The organism is Aliisedimentitalea sp. MJ-SS2 (assembly GCF_032586155.1).
Taxonomy (GTDB): domain Bacteria; phylum Pseudomonadota; class Alphaproteobacteria; order Rhodobacterales; family Rhodobacteraceae; genus JAWHTC01.
The window spans coordinates 73580-89802 of sequence record NZ_JAWHTC010000004.1 but is presented as its reverse complement, the minus strand read 5'-3'; the positions used below and the strand labels follow the sequence as shown (position 1 = coordinate 89802).

General features: G+C 60.6%; 13 protein-coding genes. 7 read left to right on the top strand and 6 right to left on the bottom strand.

Annotation, left to right across the window (positions count from 1 at the left end; genetic code table 11):
- The first annotated feature begins 20 nt into the window (after positions 1 to 20).
- The 5 genes from RXV86_RS15570 to RXV86_RS15550 all read left to right on the top strand — a co-directional run bounded on the left by RXV86_RS15570 (position 21) and on the right by RXV86_RS15550 (position 6623).
- Positions 21 to 2789 carry a [protein-PII] uridylyltransferase gene (locus tag RXV86_RS15570; protein ID WP_316301574.1) on the top strand — a complete coding sequence of 923 codons (2769 nt, stop codon included), beginning with the start codon at positions 21 to 23 and terminating at the stop codon, positions 2787 to 2789.
- A gap of 389 nt (positions 2790 to 3178) precedes the next feature.
- On the top strand, positions 3179 to 4717 hold the full coding sequence (locus RXV86_RS15565; protein ID WP_316301177.1) for an ATP-binding protein: 1539 nt from the start codon (positions 3179 to 3181) through the stop codon (positions 4715 to 4717).
- A complete protein-coding gene (locus RXV86_RS15560; RefSeq protein WP_316301176.1) occupies positions 4714 to 5322 on the top strand; it encodes a response regulator transcription factor in 609 nt (202 codons plus the stop codon). Before RXV86_RS15565 ends, RXV86_RS15560 begins: the two co-directional genes overlap by 4 nt.
- A gap of 90 nt (positions 5323 to 5412) precedes the next feature.
- Complete coding sequence (locus tag RXV86_RS15555; protein ID WP_316301175.1) at positions 5413 to 5892, top strand: heme-binding protein; 480 nt, start codon at positions 5413 to 5415, stop codon at positions 5890 to 5892.
- Positions 5893 to 5948: 56 nt separating this feature from the next.
- Positions 5949 to 6623 carry an ankyrin repeat domain-containing protein gene (locus RXV86_RS15550; RefSeq protein WP_316301174.1) on the top strand — a complete coding sequence of 225 codons (675 nt, stop codon included), beginning with the start codon at positions 5949 to 5951 and terminating at the stop codon, positions 6621 to 6623.
- 333 nt (positions 6624 to 6956) lie between these two features.
- Here the strand turns inward: RXV86_RS15550 and RXV86_RS15545 are convergent, their stop codons facing one another.
- The 6 genes from RXV86_RS15545 to RXV86_RS15520 form a co-directional block, all read right to left on the bottom strand.
- Positions 6957 to 8381: an amidase gene (locus RXV86_RS15545; RefSeq protein ID WP_316301173.1), complete on the bottom strand. Its 1425-nt coding sequence runs from the start codon at positions 8379 to 8381 to the stop codon at positions 6957 to 6959.
- A 12-nt stretch (positions 8382 to 8393) separates the two neighbouring features.
- Positions 8394 to 9611: a serine hydrolase gene (locus RXV86_RS15540; protein ID WP_316301172.1), complete on the bottom strand. Its 1218-nt coding sequence runs from the start codon at positions 9609 to 9611 to the stop codon at positions 8394 to 8396.
- A 63-nt stretch (positions 9612 to 9674) separates the two neighbouring features.
- Positions 9675 to 10697 (bottom strand): extracellular solute-binding protein, encoded by a 1023-nt coding sequence (locus RXV86_RS15535; protein ID WP_316301171.1) that lies wholly within the window; start codon positions 10695 to 10697, stop codon positions 9675 to 9677.
- Positions 10698 to 10768: 71 nt separating this feature from the next.
- On the bottom strand, positions 10769 to 11587 hold the full coding sequence (locus tag RXV86_RS15530) for an ABC transporter permease (RefSeq protein ID WP_316301170.1): 819 nt from the start codon (positions 11585 to 11587) through the stop codon (positions 10769 to 10771).
- Entirely contained in the window at positions 11580 to 12509 is a 930-nt protein-coding gene (locus RXV86_RS15525) for an ABC transporter permease (RefSeq protein WP_316301169.1), read from the bottom strand. The genes RXV86_RS15530 and RXV86_RS15525 overlap by 8 nt, the downstream gene beginning before the upstream one ends.
- Positions 12510 to 12511: 2 nt before the next feature.
- On the bottom strand, positions 12512 to 13576 hold the full coding sequence (locus RXV86_RS15520; protein WP_316301168.1) for an ABC transporter ATP-binding protein: 1065 nt from the start codon (positions 13574 to 13576) through the stop codon (positions 12512 to 12514).
- A gap of 132 nt (positions 13577 to 13708) precedes the next feature.
- On the opposite strand from RXV86_RS15520, the gene RXV86_RS15515 reads away from it, so the two are divergent.
- Positions 13709 to 14407: a TetR/AcrR family transcriptional regulator gene (locus RXV86_RS15515; RefSeq protein ID WP_316301167.1), complete on the top strand. Its 699-nt coding sequence runs from the start codon at positions 13709 to 13711 to the stop codon at positions 14405 to 14407.
- The gene (locus tag RXV86_RS15510) at positions 14404 to 16068 is read left to right on the top strand and encodes an amidohydrolase (RefSeq protein ID WP_316301166.1); all 1665 of its coding nucleotides are present in this window, start codon (positions 14404 to 14406) and stop codon (positions 16066 to 16068) included. The genes RXV86_RS15515 and RXV86_RS15510 overlap by 4 nt, the downstream gene beginning before the upstream one ends.
- Positions 16069 to 16223 lie beyond the last annotated feature (155 nt).

Sequence of the window (16223 nt, the reverse complement as noted above, 5' to 3'; positions counted from 1 at the left end):
AGACACACGCTGGCGAAACCATTCCGGGCCTGATCCCGCCGCCCAACGGGCTGATCTGCCCGGCTGACAGGATTTTTGACCGGGCGCGGGTTCGCTCCGCGCTGGCCCAGGCCTGCAAGGACGCCGGGGCGGGCGCTGAGACCGAGCTGCGCCGCGCCGTCGTTAAAATCTTGTCCCAGGCCCGCAAGGACGGCATGGCCGCTATTGCCGAGGGGTTTGAACAACACCCGTTCGACGCCCGCGGCGCCACCCGCGCCTATACCTGGCTGACCGACTGCTTGATCGGCTGCACCTTCACCCTGGCCACCACCCATCTGCATCCGCTGTCAAACCCGACCCAGGGCGAACGCCTGTCGCTGCTGGCGGTGGGCGGCTATGGCCGGGGCGAAATGGCGCCGTTTTCGGATGTCGACCTGCTGTTCCTGACCCCCTACAAAATCACCGCCTGGGCCGAGAGCGTGATCGAATCGATGCTCTACATCCTGTGGGACCTGCGGCTCAAGGTCGGCCATGCCAGCCGCACGGTAAAAGACTGCCTGCGCCTAGGGGCCGAGGATTACACCATCCGCACAGCCCTTCTGGAACATCGCTTTCTAGTGGGTGACGCGCCGCTGGCCGAAGAATTGCAAGGCACGCTCCGCGCTGACCTCTTCAAAGGCTCGGAACGCGACTTCATCGAGGCCAAACTGCACGAACGCGAACAGCGTCACCTCAAGCAAGGCGAACGCTATGTGGTGGAACCCAACGTGAAAGAGGGCAAGGGCGGGTTGCGCGACCTGCAATCGCTGTTCTGGATCGCAAAATATGTCCACGACGTCAGCGACAGTGCCGATCTCGTCAAACTCGGTGTGTTCACCGAGGACGAGTTCGCCACCTTCCAAAAGGCCGAGAACTTCCTCTGGGCGGTGCGCTGCCACTTGCACCTCGCTTCGCGCCGCGCCAACGAACAGCTCAGCTTCGACATGCAGGTCCAGGTGGCCGAGCGCATGGGTTATTCAGACCGCGAAGGCCGCCGCGCTGTTGAACATTTCATGCAGGACTACTTCCGTCAGGCCACCCGCGTCGGCGACCTGACCCGGATCTTCCTGACCAAGCTCGAGGCCGACCACACCAAGGCCGAGCCGCTGCTCGAGCGGATCTTCAAACGCCGCCCCCGGGTCAAGGAAGGTTACAAGGTGGTGAACAACCGCCTCGCCATCCGCGACGATCGGAGCTTTCTCAAGGACCCGGTCAACATCCTGCGGCTGTTCGAGGAGGGCCTGCGTACCGGCATGCTGATCCACCCCGATGCCATGCGCCTTGTCACCGCCAACCTGCGCCTGATCGACGATGATATCCGCGCCGACAAGGAAGCGGCCAGCATATTCCTAGGCCTGCTCCTGAAACACGGCAACCCCGAACGCGCCCTGCGTCGGATGAACGAACTCGGTGTGCTCTCGGCTTTTATTCCCGAGTTCGAGCCCATCGTGGCGATGATGCAGTTCAACATGTACCACGCCTATACCGTGGACGAACACACCATCCAGGTGATCTCGAACTTCAACCAGATCGAACGAGGTGAGTTGGAAGAGGAATTGCCGGTCAGTTCCGAAGTTCTACGTTCCGGCCTCAATCGCAAGGTGCTGATGGTGGCGATGCTGTGTCACGACATCGGCAAGGGCCGCGATATCGACCATTCGGTGCTGGGGGCGCAAATCTCCCGCACCGTGGCCCCGCGACTGGGCCTGACCAAGTCCGAATGCGACACCGTCGAATGGCTGGTGCGTTATCACTTGCTGATGTCGGACATGGCGCAGAAACGCGACATCGCCGACCCGCGCACCATCCGCGATTTTGCCAAGGCCGTAGGTTCGGTCAAACGGCTCGACCTACTCTTGCTGCTTACGGTCTGTGACATCCGCGGCGTCGGCCCCGACACCTGGAACAACTGGAAAGCGGTACTCCTGCGCTCGCTCTACCGGCAAACCCGCGTGGCGCTGGAAGAAGGCCTCGAAGCACTTTCGCGCGAGGTCCGTGGCACCGAGGCCAAAAAGAACCTGCGCGCCGCCCTGCCCGACTGGACCAACGGCGATCTCAAGCGCGAGACGACGCGCCATTACGATCCCTACTGGCAGGGGCTGCACGTCACGGCGCATGTGGTCTTTGCCAATTTGCTGCGCGAAATCGGCGAGGACGAGGTCCGTATCGACCTGCACCCCGATGACGACCGTGACGCCACACGCGCCTGTTTCGCCATGTCCGACCACCCTGGCATCTTCTCCCGCGTCTGCGGCGCGCTGGCTCTGGTGGGGGCCAATATCGTCGATGCCCGCACCTTCACCTCGAAAGACGGTTTTGCCACCGCCGCCTTCTGGATCCAGGACAGTGAGGGCAAACCTTACGAGGCAGGCAAGTTGAAACGGCTGGAACAGATGATCCAGAAAATCCTCAAGGGCGAGGTCATCACCCGCGACGCGATCCAGACCCGAGACAAGTTCAAGAAGCGCGAAAAGGCCTTCCGGGTTCCCACAACGATCAGTTTCGACAATGAAGGGTCCGAGATCTACACCATTATCGAGGTCGACACCCGCGACCGCCCCGGGCTGCTCTTTGACCTAACCCGCACCATGGCCAACATGAACATCTACATCGCCTCGGCCGTGATCGCGACCTACGGCGAACAGGTGGTCGATGCCTTTTACGTCAAGGACATGTTCGGTCTGAAATTCCACGCTGGAAGCAAGCAGAAGACCATCGAGAGGAAACTGCGCGAAGCGATCACTCAAGGGGTGGAACGGGCCAACGCTTGAGGCCACAAAGATCACCGTAGGGACCGCTTTGCCGCAAATGGCTGGGAGAGAACCTAGGCCTGTTGTGCACAGAAGGGCAGGTTTGAGCCCAAACTACCAAATGTGGCACCAAGCATGAACGGATGCCCATTGCGCTTTGCAGCCATTGATCGCGAGTATGTTGCACTGACGCTGCTGGCCTAGAAAAAGTCGCCAAGTCTTGGAGTTATCAATTGCTCTGGTCGAGCGTTGCAATGGGGTTGCCCAATAATCCGTTCATGGTCGCCGTAGACAAACCAAATTGACTTGTCCGACTTACCAACATCACGGTCAAAGGCGCTCAGGGCCTACGGCTGACTCGCAGGAGCTTTTAGCATTGGAGTTGGAGCACTCCATGTTAGCCTTGCACCATGAACATCACGCGCACGATAACTCTCTTCGGCAGCAGGGCAATGAAGCGGGCGTTCTCCACGTTCACGGTGGGGCTGCTGGGCTTGGCGGGCCTGGCGGCAGTGCAGTTCTGGCTGCACACGGCCCGGCTCGACAGCGAAAGCGCCGCACTGCAACGGTTGGCCTCGCAACGAGCGGGTCAGCATGACGCCCACCTGACAGCCCTCTCGGCAATTGCTGTGGCGGGTGCGGGTCAGCGCAACGATCTCTTCCTTGAGGTCGCCGCCACAATTTCGCGCTTCTATCCGCGCATCGACGACGTGCAGCTTGTGCCGCTCGACACGGCGCAACCCGTTACCGGCGCGATAGCCCTGTCCGCCGACACAGCCGAGCAAATCCGCACCGCCGCGGTAGGCTCTACCGGGGTGCCGGTGATGCTGCCCCACCCGGCACGGCCAGAGCATTACCTGATGGTCAAGCGCAGCCCGAACTCGGATCAGGCGCTCTATGCCCTCGCGCTCAGCGTCGACGCCGCCCGGTTGATCGACAGCAGCGCTGCCTTCTGGACCCAGGACAAGGCCGGCTACCGCGTCTCTCTGCCGGATGGCACGGTGCTGGTCCAATCCCTGGCCATGGCCGAGGCGCGGTTTTCAAAAGCGCTTGAAAGCGGATCGCAACCGCTACTGCTGGAAACCACCCTGCGGATGCGCCTCGTTGATCTCCTTCCACCAGCGCAGGTTGCGCTTGTGTTGCTTCTTACCGGGCTGATCTATGCCGTGATCACCGCGTCGTCGCGGCAACGCAGCCGGGTGCGCGAGGCTGAACAACAAGCCAGCCTCAGTCGGATGGAGGCCCAGCTCAGCCATGCCGCGCGGGTCAACGCCATGGGCGAAATGGCCAGCGGCATGGCGCATGAACTGACCCAACCCCTGACCGCGATCTTGGCCCAGGCCCAGGCCGGCAAACGTCTGTTGGCGCGCGGCGACGGCAATGCGGTGGCCTCGGCACTAGAGGACACCGTCACCCAGGCCCGCCGCGCTTCAACCATTCTTGATAGGCTGCGCAACTGGTCCCGGCCGCAACGGGCCGAGGCCGCACCGATCGACCTGCGTGATGCCATCGCCAATGTTCGCGCCCTTCTTTTGGCCGAAGCCCGTCGCCGGAATGTCGCGCTTGAGGTCGCTCCAACAAGCCATCCGATCAACGTCACCGCCGATCAGGTCGAAATCGAACAGGTGATCCACAACGTCCTACGCAACGCGCTCGAGGCACTTGATGGCTCGCCTGACGCCCGCGTCAGGGTCGCGCTGAACAGAGCTGGCGACATGGCCACGCTCGAGATTTCCGACAACGGCCCCGGCGTCACTGCCGACATGGTGCCGAAACTCTTCATGCCTTTCATGACCACCCGCGAAGACGGCACCGGGCTTGGCCTCGCGCTCAGCCAGCGTCTGATTGAACGCGCGGGCGGCACAATTTCCTATGCTCCGGGCGATCCCGGTGCGATCTTTCGGATCGACCTGCCACTGTCGACCCCTGTGGCGAAGGCAGCGCAATGACCCACCCTGTCTATCTCGTGGATGATGACAAGGCGGTGCGCGACGCGCTCACGCTTCTCTTGTCCACCGTCGGGGTGGACGTGACACCCTTTGCCGATCCCCAGGCGTTCCTGGCGCGCCTCGACCAGCTTCAACCAGGCTGCCTGGTCCTTGATATCCGCATGCCACTGATCTCGGGGTTGAAACTGCAGGAAAAGCTGGCCGAACGGAACGTCGACTGGCCCACGGTCGTCATCTCGGGTCATGGCGATATCGAGGCCTGCCGCCAGGCGTTTCGCAACGGCGCGGTCGATTTCCTGTCCAAACCCATCGATGAGCAGGACCTGATCGACGCCATCCAGAAGGGCACGGAAATCCTGGAACGGAGCTTGCTGGCCGAGGCAGAAAAGGCCGAGGCGCGCGGCCTCCTGCAATCGCTCACGCCGCGCGAGGCGCAGGTGCTTGACCGCATCGCCGAAGGCTTCACGTCGAAACAGATCGCCGAGGGGCTGGGCCTGTCGCCGCGCACCGTCGAAAGCCACCGCGCCGCGATTGGGGCCAAGCTCGGCACCACTTCGCAGGCCGAATTGACCCGTATCTGGCTCGAAGGCCGTGACACTCCGTAGAACTACGGAGGCCCGTGCAAACCCTACGAATACCGCGCCACGCCGCCCCGCCCTAGTCTCTGTTCATCACTTTTGAAAAGGAGACACACCATGATCCGCAAACTGACCCTCGCCACCGTCTTGGCTCCCACCACCCTGGCCGCGCAGGACCTGCCCACTGCCGCATACCTGCCGCTCGACATGGCCACCAAGGCCGCTCAGGTCGCACTTGGGGCCTGTGCCGCCGACGGCTACAATGTCAGCGTTGCCATCGTCGCACGTGACGGCGCCACCAAGGTGCATTTGAAGGCCGACAATTCCGGGCCGCACACAGTCGGCAGCGCCCAGGGAAAGGCCTTTACCTCCGCCTCGATGGGCCGCGACACTGCTGGCCTGGCCAATTTCATCGGAGAAAACCCGCAACATGACGGGTTGCGCTACATGGACAACCGCATGGTGATCCAGGGCGGCGGGCTGCCGATCAAGATCAGTGGCGCGCTGGTCGGCGGCATCGGCGTTGGCGGTGCCCCCGGCGGCCACCTCGACGAGGCCTGCGCCCGCGCCGGGCTTGATGCCATCGGCGCTGAGTAATCCCCGCGGGCAGCCCGTCATCACGGCAGGCTGCCCAACCAAATTGGAGATATGACATGTTCAAATGCCTCTTGATCCCCACCTTCCTGACTCTGGCTGCGCCGGTTTTGGCCCAGACCGCACCCTCGGCCGCGGAGATCGCCGCCTATGACGGGCTACACCGGGCGGCGCAGACCGGTAACGTCGCCGATTTAAATCGCCTTGCTGGCGCGGGTGCCGATTTGAACGCGCGCGACCGACGTGGCCGTACCGCCGCTCACGTCGCCGCCTTCGCCTCACAAGACGCCGCCCTGCGCGCCCTGGCCAATGCCGGTGCCGATCTCAATGCGCTAGAGGGACAGGCCTATGATGTGGTGACCATCGCCGCCGTGGCCGACGACCCCGACTTGATGTCGTTGGCCATCGAACTGGGCAACGATCCCGGCCTGATCACAAGCCCCTATGACGGCACCGCCTTGATCGCTGCCGCGCATCTGGGCCATGTCGAGGTGGTGCGCCGCCTGATCGACGCTGGCGCGCCGCTCGATCATGTCAACAACCTTGGCTGGACCGCCCTGATCGAGGCGGTAGTCCTGGGCGATGGCGGCCGCGACCACCAGGCGGTGGTCAAACTCCTCGTCGCCGCAGGCGCGGATCAAACCATCGGCGACCGTGACGGCGTGACACCGCACCAGCACGCGCAAGACCGACAGTACCTCGAAATTCTGTCACTGTTGGGTGACAAGACCTGACGCGCGCCAGCGTGCGGTACGTGTAAGGAAAGATCTGCATCCGACCACTTGGGAAACCGGTTCTAGGCAAATCTAATCTTTGGCACGCGCTGTACAACGTTGTCGCTCGTTCGTGTCCAGCAAGTGGATTTCTGGTCTGCTTCGCGTTGCTGTAATTTCTTAGCGATCGCAGCGAATGGCCGCCTAGAGCCCTCTTCAACCAACGTTCTGTCGTTTCCGAAGGCCAGTGACACGTTTGGAGTCGGCATCTCGAGAGCGAATTTCAACCGAAAAACTGGCTAGAAAGCGAATTGAACAGTATACGCCAGCTACAACAACACCGTGATGCCGACCCTAGCCACCAAACCGTGGTCGCGTACCGGATTCATTGAACCAGCCCCCCTGCGCAGCTTCGAAGGAAAGCGCGGCCTGGAAGACGATTTCGTCTCTGTAAGCTGGCCCCACAATCTGAAGACCTGTCGGCACACCGTTGGCCGCGAAACCGGAAGGCACCGAAATCACCGGGCAGCGGCTCATCATGTTAAAAGGGGTGGTCATGACCCAGCCGAGTGAGGGATCGACCTCGACCCCGTTTATCTCGATCGTCTCGACCGATTGATCGAAATCAGCGCGCACCGCTGGAAGCGCGTTGGTGGGGCAGATCAGGCAATCGTAGTCTTGAAGCAGTGGGCCAAGCTTCATGTAGGCCTCACCTGCAGTTTGTAGGGAGGCGACGAAGTCCTGGGCCGTTGAGTCGAGCGATTTTTCAGCAAGTGCCCGGCAATAGGTGGTCATCTTGTCGCCGTGCTCTTCCAGTTCCATCGACAGCGCGCCGCCGAAGAGATGCGTGAGATAGGCAAGACAGGCCTTGGGCACTTCCGGACCCCAGCCGATATCGACCTCTTCGACCGTGGCGCCGAGGGCGCGAAAGGTGTCGGCGGCAGCCAGGGTGTTGCGGCGGACATCATCCGATACCTGAAAGCTGCCAAGGTCCATCGACAGGGCAATTTTCCAGCCTTTGATATCTGGGTATTGGGTGGGCAAGGTGATCTTGGGCAGTGAGGCAATGTCCCATGGGTGCTGACCGGACATGGTGTTCTGAAGCAGGATGGCATCACCAACCGAACGGGCCAGAGGCCCGGTATGGCAGTAGAAATCGAGGTTGAAGGGGATGTCGTCGGGGTTGCGACCATAGGGCGGCTTATAGCCGACAAGGCCACAACACGACGAAGGGATGCGGATCGAGCCACCAATATCCGAACCGGTGGCGAGCGACGAAGTGCCCGCGGCAAGCGAGGCCGCAGAGCCGCCGGATGATCCACCGGGCGTGAATTCGGGGTTCCACGGGTTGCGGGTGACACCCCAAAGACGCGACCAGGTGAAACCCGCACAGGAGTATTCCGGCGTGGCGGTGCGGGCATGCACAATGGCCCCCGCGGCCAGAATGGGCTGGTTCATCGGTGAGGTAGTGTCTGGGACGTAATCCTTGGCGATCAGCGAGCCATAGGAAGTGGGTTTGCCCGCGATATGGCTTTCATCCTTGATCGCGACGGGCAGCCCGTCAAGAGATCCCAGAGGCTCCCCCTTGGCCCAGCGGGATTCCGAGGCGCGGGCGGCGTCCATTGCCTCGTCGAAATGGGTGTAGGTGAAGGCGTTGACCGTTTCCCTGGTGGCTTCGGCCTGGGTGATCTGGGCCGAGAGCAGTTCGACCGGAGACAGGGTTTTGTCGGCGAAACGCGCAAGGGCATCGGTAGCGGTGAGATAGAGCAGGTCGGACATTGGCAGCCCCTTTCAGACAAGTGCGGCGGTGATCGCATCAATGGCGCGCACCACGTTGGAATGCTGTTCATCGTTCAGCGCATCTGGCCAGGTGGAGAGGCAGACAATCACCAGGTCGTCGTTGGGTGAGACATAGATGAACTGGCCATAGATCCCGAGCGAGAAGTGGATCGGTTGGGTCTCATCACGGATCCAGAACATGTTGCGATAGCGGCCTTTGGGCATGAACTCGCGGCTTTCGTCATCAAACCGGCCATGGTCGCCACTGCGCACGTCCGCAATCCAGGACATCGGCACGGCCTGCGTTTTGCCGGCACGGCCATTGTCCAGCATGGTCTGGCCGAAACGGGCGAAATCGCGCAGCGTTGCGCTAATCCCGCCGTCGGCAAGAGCAGTGCCTTCGCGATCGACGGTGACATTCGCCGGGTGTTCGGCGCCCATCGGTGCCCAGAGATGCCTGGAAATGGCCTGAGCCAGCGTCCCGCCGGTAACCCGGGCAATGAGCACACCCAGAAGATCGGTTTCGATCGAACGGTATTTAAAACGCGCACCGTGGTCGGCGTCGCATTCGGTCAGCGACATGATCTGGGCCCACGTGGTGGCGGGCCAGTCGGCCGGATTGGCGCCCTCGGGCATCGGTTTCCAGTTCGAGGCAACTTCGAGCCGCGCAATGTCGCAATCGGGTTCGTCGTAATCCTCGACGAATTTCACGCCGGTGGTCATGTCGAGAACATGCTGAACGGTGGCCCCTTTCCAAGCGGTCGAGGCCAGTTCGGGCAGGTAGGTGGTGACCGGTGCGGAGGGATCGATCAACCCCTGATCGATCAGGACGCCGGCGGTGGTCGAGGTAATAGATTTTGACACCGACATGGCCAGGTGCGGGGTCTGGCGAGTCATGCCGTTGTGATAGCTTTCATGGATAATGCGACCCTTGTGGGCGACCAGAAAGCCATCAGTATAGGCATCCAGCAGGTCCGAAAGTGTCATGTCACTGCCGTCAAAGGCGGTGAAGCCGGTGCCGGTTAGATCCTGCGGTGCGCTTTCCCAAGGCAGCGCGGTTTCACCGGCGGCGATGTTTTCGGTGGGCACGCAGGCGCGAATGTTCTGAAAACTCCAGCGGTTCCAAGGGGCGCGGTCCCAGTCACGCGGTGGTAATTGCCACTCGGATGGCGGCGGTGCTCCCTGCATAATGGGCAGAGCGGGGTCGGAGTTGCGGTAGCTGCGTGTCATAAGTCATCCCCGGGGAACAAAAGGGGGCGGCCCCGTAAGGCCGCCCCGTGGTTCAGATCGCGATTACTTTTGAAGGTCGGTCCAGATCCGGGTGTAGATTTTCTGCACCTCAGGATCGCAGGGCTTGGTGAAATGGCCTTTGTCCACCAGCTCGGCCGGGATGATGATCTCGCGCGCGGTTTTCATGTCCTCGGGCATGAAGGCGTCCGAGCCCTTGATACCATTGGCATAGCGGGCAAACTCCGAGATCAGGGCGGCGTTTTCCGGGTCCATGATGAAGTTCTGGAACGCCTTGGCCTCGTCGACGTTTTTGGCATCTTTCAACACCGCGACCGAGTCCATCCACAGGGTATAGCCCTCTTTCGGATAACCATAGCGGATAGCGTCGTTTTGCAGGCGCATACGGAAGGTCGAGCCATTCCAGTTGACGCCCGCCCAGAGGTCTTCCTTGGCGAATTTTTCAAGGTTGCCGTAGTCCATGCCCAACCAATGCTGTTTGGCATCGACCAGCGTGTCACGGACCTTTTTCAGGATTTCCTTGTCGCCGGTGCAAAGCTCGCCGCCATGATAGAGAATGGCGAGGCTCATCACGTCGCCCATTTCAGGCACGACGTTGATCTTGCCACGCAGGGATTCCGGCGGATCAAGGAAAATCGACGAGGTGTCGATATCGCCATCGTAGTATTTGGTGTTGACCACCACGCCAACTGAACCCCATTGCCACGGCACGGTGTAGTGACGGCCCGGATCCCAATCGACATCGACCCAGACCGGATCGACATTCTTGAAATTCTCCATCTGGTCGGGGCGGCTTTCCATGAGCAGACCTTCACCAACCCAGATCGGGATATACGAATTCGAGGGCACCACGACGTCAAAGCCATGGCCGCCGGCCTTGACCTTGGCCAGCGCGGTATCGTTGCTGTCATAATCGGTGATCGTGACCTTGATGCCGGTTTCGGCCTCGAACTTCTCGATCAGCTTGGGGTTGGTATAGTTGCCCCAGTTATAGATATTCAGTTCCTTTGCCATGGCCCCGGCGGCGGACAGTGCCAGCGCGGTTGCGGCTGCAATTGTGTATTTCATGTTTACATCTCCTTGTTGGTTTCGTTTGTCTTGCCCGGCTCTGACGGCCGGGTTGGCCTTGGGATGCCTGATCACCCTCGTCGGTTGGTCAGGCGGAAAAACAGTGCCACCAGGATCGCCCCGGCGAACAGAATGACGGTGGAAATAGCGTTGACCTCAGGGGTCACGACGCGACGCAACTGGCCCAGCATGTAGGTCGGCAGGGTGTCCTGTCCGGCGGATTTGACGAACTCGGTGATCACCACATCATCGAGCGAGATCACGAATGCCAGCATCAGACCAGCGACGATGCCGGGCCACATCAACGGCAAAGTGACACGACGGAAGGTCAGCCAGCGCGAGGCATAAAGATCCTGCGCCGCCGTTTCCAGCGATGTGTCCATGGTTTCCAGACGGGCCCGTATGGGAAGATACGCAAAAGGCACGCAAAACGCGGTGTGGGCAACGATCAGGTAGATCATCGATGTATGCCCGGTCCAAACCTTGACGGCGGCAAACACGATCAGAAGCGCCACGGCGGTGACGATTTCGGGCACCATCAGCGGTTGGTTGATCAGCGCATAGATCATTGTTCGGCCTGGGAAGTGCCGGGTGCGCGTGGTGGCCAGCGCGGCCATGGTGGCGGCGACGGTGGCAACGGAAGCTGCCGAGATGGCAAGGAAAAGCGAGCGGACGGCGGCATCCTGCACCGCCTCGTTGGCGGCGGCCTGCTGATACCAGCGCAGGCTGAACCCTTCCCAGATCGCCAGCGACGATCCGTCGTTGAACGAATACACCACCAAGATCATGATCGGGGCGTAAAGCACGAACAGGGTGAAAATCGCAACCACGGCGAAACCGGGAAGGGTGCGGACCGAATATCCTTTGCGGGGTTTTGGAAAATCAGCCATCGGCCTGCTCCCGGCTGGTGACGCGGACATACCAGATCAGCGCGACCATTACGGCGGCCATCAGCATCAGTGACAGCGCTGCACCCAGCGGCCAATTGCGGCCTTGTCCGAATTGCAGCTCGATCAGGTTGCCAAACATCAGGTTCTTGCCGCCGCCCAACACACGCGGGGTGACATAGGCGCCAAGCGAGGGGATGAAGACGAGGATCGACCCGGCAATGATACCCGGTTTGATTAGCGGCAGGATCACCCGACGGAACGCAGTCCAGCGGCTGGCGTAAAGGTCATGCGCGGCCTCGACCAGCCGGAAATCAAGCTTGTCGACCGAGGCATAGATCGGCAGCACCATCAGCGGCAGGTAGACATAGGTCATGCCGAATCCAATGGCAAAATTGGTGAACATCATCTGGATTGGGGCGTCGATGAGGCCGAGTTTCAAAAGAACCAGGTTGATCACCCCTTCCGACCGGATCAACTCTTGAATGGCGATTGTGCGCACCAGAAGATTGGCCCAGAACGGCACGGTGATCAGATAGAGCCAGAATTCGCGCTTGCCCGACGGCTGGGTGGCGATAAACCACGCGGTGGGCAAGCCGAACAGCAGGGTCAGAACCGTGGTGATCAGCGACAAGGACAATGAACGCCAGAAAATTGACAGATGCGCATCGGCCCAGATCAGCGTGTCATCAAAGATGTCGCGCTGGATGACGGTGTTCATCCAGCCTTCGAGCGAGAACTCCCATTTGACGTTGCCGTAATCGCCCGGGGCGAGGAAGGAATAGACCACCATCACCAGCAATGGCCCGGCGGCGGCAAAAATGATCAGCAACATCGCCGGCAGCGACAACAACCAGCGATGGCGATTATCGGCTGCGCGGGCTTCGGCCTCTAATTCGCCGGGTTTATAGGTGGCGTCCGACATTCTCAGTCCCTCAGAACCGTGATTGCGCCGGGCGCGATGGTGACGGCGACGTTACCGCCTTCGCCGGGCAGATCGGTGCTGCCTTGCGGGGTGTTGCCCATGCGTGACTTCAGAGGTTCGCCACTGGCAAGGCGCAGGTGCACGGTTGTGGCCTCGCCGGAGTAAACGATCGTGTCGATGGTGGCTGCAATCTCGCCCTCACCCGGTTCTCCGGCTCGCGCCGAGGTATGCTCGGGGCGGACCAGCACATTGACATGGCCATCAGCGACGCCTTCGGGCACATCGACAGAGAACGTGCTGCCATCCGCGAGGGTAACAGTGCCGCCCTTGAGGTCGGCATCGAGGAAATTCGATTCACCGATAAAATTAGCAACGAAACGTTGCGAGGGGCGCTCGTAGATTTCGCGCGGGCTGCCGACTTGCAGGATTTCACCTGCATTCATCACCGCAATGCGGTCGGACATGGTCAGCGCCTCTTCCTGATCGTGGGTGACGAACACGAAGGTGATGCCGGTTTCGTTCTGCAGGCGTTTGAGTTCGATCTGCATTTCCTTGCGCAGTTTCAGATCAAGCGCGCTGAGCGGTTCATCGAGCAAGAGAACTTCGGGATGAGGGGCAAGAGCGCGGGCCAATGCCACCCGCTGTTGCTGACCACCCGAGATCTCGCTGGTGCGGCGGTCCTTCAGCTCTTCCATCTGCACGAGGCGCAGCATCTCGTCGGTGGTGCTTTGGATTTCGGATTTGGGTTTGCCCAGCATCTCAAGTCCGAAGGCGATGTTCTGGGCCACGCTCATGTGCGGGAACAAAGCGTAGTTCTGAAACACGGTGTTGACCGGGCGTTGGTTCGGTGGAAGCCGCGAGATATCGCGGCCACCAAGCTTGATTGATCCCATGGTGGGGGGCTCGAACCCGGCAATCAGACGTAAAAGGGTGGTCTTGCCACAGCCCGATGGGCCCAGAAGTGTGAAGAACTCATTGCCCTGAATTGTGGCGTTGACATCGCGCAGGGCGGTGAACGCAGTCTCTCCGCTGCCGAAAACTTTTGTCGTGTTCCCGATCTCGATCATTTTTCAAGCAACCTTAGCTTCCCCCGAATCCAGTCCACGCGGCTCGATTGGGTCAATAAGACATTGACAAAAAGTCTTCCGTCAATAAAAAATTTTAGAGGACTAAAGGTTTTTTCAGGAAAGGTTCAGGCATTGCCCGATACCCCGGCATCCGCAACGCAGGCAAACGCCACCGGTTTGCGTGGGCGCAAAAAGGCGCGACGGCGACAGGAAATACTGCGCAGCGCCGAGCATCTTTTTGCCCGCGACGGGGTCGAGGCCGCAACTATGGCCGCGATTGCCGAGAGGGCTGGCGTGTCGCCGCCAACGGTGTTCAACTATTTCGGGTCAAAGGAAAATATCCTGCATTCCTTGATCTTTGAGGGCACAAGACAGAAACGCAGGGATCATATGAGCCTGCCCAGAAAAACCGGGATTCCCTTTGCTCAGGCGTTGGGCGAGTTCCTGTGCGAGTTTACCGAGAATACCCTTCAGATCGCGGGCAAGCGGGTGTGGCGTTATGCCGAGGCGACCAACATCCGGCGGCCGGATTCGGACTTTGGAAGACAATTCGCGGTTTCCGACAATGAGCTCATGAAACTGGTTAACAGCTTCATGAGCGACTACGACGTCGTGCTCAGCCGCGGCGACATCAGCGATCTGGGCCTCGTGGCGCAGTTGTTTTTCGACCGCTGGACGGTGCGATATTTCGAATTCATCAAGGATGACTCGATGACGCTGCAGACGCATTTCGGCGCCTTGCGTCAGGATGTCGACACTATGGTGGCGTTGTTCTTTGACCCGGGATTCGCGGCTCATTCACCGCTGGCAAATACGGAGGAGTCGCAATGAGTGGGGCTGAACTGGTGATTTTGAACGGTCGGGTTCTGACCATGGATGCGGGCATGCCCCGAGCCGAGGCGGTGGCGGTCTCAGGCAACCGGATCGTGGCAGTCGGATCAAATAACGACATAATCGGGCTGGCCAGCCCAACGGCACGACGGGTTGATGCCCAGGGCGCGACGGTGATGCCGGGCATGGTTGAGGCACATTTGCATCTGTTTGCCGGAGCATTCGGTCTAAGACTTTTGCAGCTTGATGGTGTGCAGGGTCTGCCTGCATTGCGCGACAAAGTGCAGGCCTATGCCAAAGAGAACCCCAACGAGGCGCTGCTGATTTGCAAGGCAGCGGATTACAACCTGTTTGGCGAGGGGGTGATGACGACGCGGCAAATGTTGGACGAGGTGTTGGAGGAACGTCCGTTGCTTCTGGTCGCTGGGGACCACCATACGGCCTGGGCCAACACGATAGCACTGCGCAAAGCCGGGATATTGCAGGGGCGTGATCTGCCGCCCGGCAATGAAATCGTCATGGACGATAACGGGTTCGCCGCAGGGGAGTTGCGCGAAGGTGAGGCACAGGCGCCGGTGATGGCACTGCGCTCGTCCGGCGGGCGCGAAAATCTGGGGCTGCATGGGGAGGAACCTGAAACGCCGCCAACCGCCGCGGAGCGGGCCGATGACATCGCAGTGCTGGAGGAAGGGTTGCGGCTGTGTGCTTCGTATGGGTTCACCAGCCTGCACAATATGGATGGCAACCGCTATCAGCTCGACCTGCTGCAAGAGATCGAAGGGCGCGGCAATCTGGACTGCCGGATCGAGGTGCCGTTTCACTTGACCCCGGCTAAACCCATTGAAAGCTTGGAAGAGGCCAGTGTGCTGGCCAAAGAGTTCGCCACCGATCGGCTGAGTGCCAACCGGGTCAAGATGTTCATGGACGGGGTGATCGACAGTGCCACGGCGGTGATGGTCGAGGACTACGCCGACATTCCGGGCTGGCGCGGCGACCCGCTGCATTCGGCAGAGCGGTTCAACGCCGCGTGTATCGAGGCCGATCGACGGGGTCTGCAGATTTCCGTGCATGCGATTGGCGACGGGGCGGTTCGGCGTGTGCTGGATGGATACGAGGCCGCCGCGCGGGTCAACGGCAAGCGAGACAGTCGGCACCGAATCGAACATATTGAGGTGCTGCATCCGGATGATCTGCGCCGGTTTAGGGAACTGGGAGTGGTGGCGTCTATGCAACCTCCGCACCCACCCGGAGCGATGGATTTTCCGCTGGAACCCTGGGTCAGCCATGTCGGCGAGGAGCGCTGGCCCTGGGCTTTTCCGGTGAGCTATCTGCGAGCTGAGGGAGTACCCATTGCATTTGCCTCTGACTGGCCAGTCTCCGACGTAAACCCCATGCGCGGGGTCAAGGCTGCGGTAACGCGCAAGGCCTGGCATCCTGGCCACCCTTCACATGCTTCGACACTCAGGCAAGCCCTGCACGGCTACACCGCCGGAGGGGCGTATGCAGGGCATCGCGAGAAAACCCTCGGATGCCTGAAGGCAGGGCTGTTCGCGGACATCGTCGTCATGGATCGCGACCTTGAAACTTCCGAAATCGAGGATTTGGATCAAGCTAGGGCGGTCGTGACGATATGCAGCGGCAAAATCACTTGGGGGGATTGAGGGCGCCGATGTTCCCGTTTTTTTGCAAATTCACGATATGAAAGAGCAAGACCGTAGTATGCCGCTTGGACGGTGAATCAGTATTATGATCCTCGTTTTTTTAACCGTTTGTGCCAATGTCTGCCGTTCGCTCAAAGTCTGCTTGGTCCCGCTTT

Bases quoted from the DNA above. Each gene is read 5' to 3' on its own strand.
- RXV86_RS15560 (WP_316301176.1), top strand. From the start codon at position 4,714: ATGACCCACCCTGTCTATCTCGTGGATGATGACAAGGCGGTGCGCGAC.
- RXV86_RS15520 (WP_316301168.1), bottom strand. From the start codon at position 13,576: ATGATCGAGATCGGGAACACGACAAAAGTTTTCGGCAGCGGAGAGACT.
- RXV86_RS15530 (WP_316301170.1), bottom strand. From the start codon at position 11,587: ATGGCTGATTTTCCAAAACCCCGCAAAGGATATTCGGTCCGCACCCTT.
- RXV86_RS15550 (WP_316301174.1), top strand. From the start codon at position 5,949: ATGTTCAAATGCCTCTTGATCCCCACCTTCCTGACTCTGGCTGCGCCG.
- RXV86_RS15565 (WP_316301177.1), top strand. From the start codon at position 3,179: ATGAACATCACGCGCACGATAACTCTCTTCGGCAGCAGGGCAATGAAG.
- RXV86_RS15535 (WP_316301171.1), bottom strand. From the start codon at position 10,697: ATGAAATACACAATTGCAGCCGCAACCGCGCTGGCACTGTCCGCCGCC.
- RXV86_RS15555 (WP_316301175.1), top strand. From the start codon at position 5,413: ATGATCCGCAAACTGACCCTCGCCACCGTCTTGGCTCCCACCACCCTG.
- RXV86_RS15510 (WP_316301166.1), top strand. From the start codon at position 14,404: ATGAGTGGGGCTGAACTGGTGATTTTGAACGGTCGGGTTCTGACCATG.
- RXV86_RS15545 (WP_316301173.1), bottom strand. From the start codon at position 8,381: ATGTCCGACCTGCTCTATCTCACCGCTACCGATGCCCTTGCGCGTTTC.
- RXV86_RS15525 (WP_316301169.1), bottom strand. From the start codon at position 12,509: ATGTCGGACGCCACCTATAAACCCGGCGAATTAGAGGCCGAAGCCCGC.
- RXV86_RS15540 (WP_316301172.1), bottom strand. From the start codon at position 9,611: ATGACACGCAGCTACCGCAACTCCGACCCCGCTCTGCCCATTATGCAG.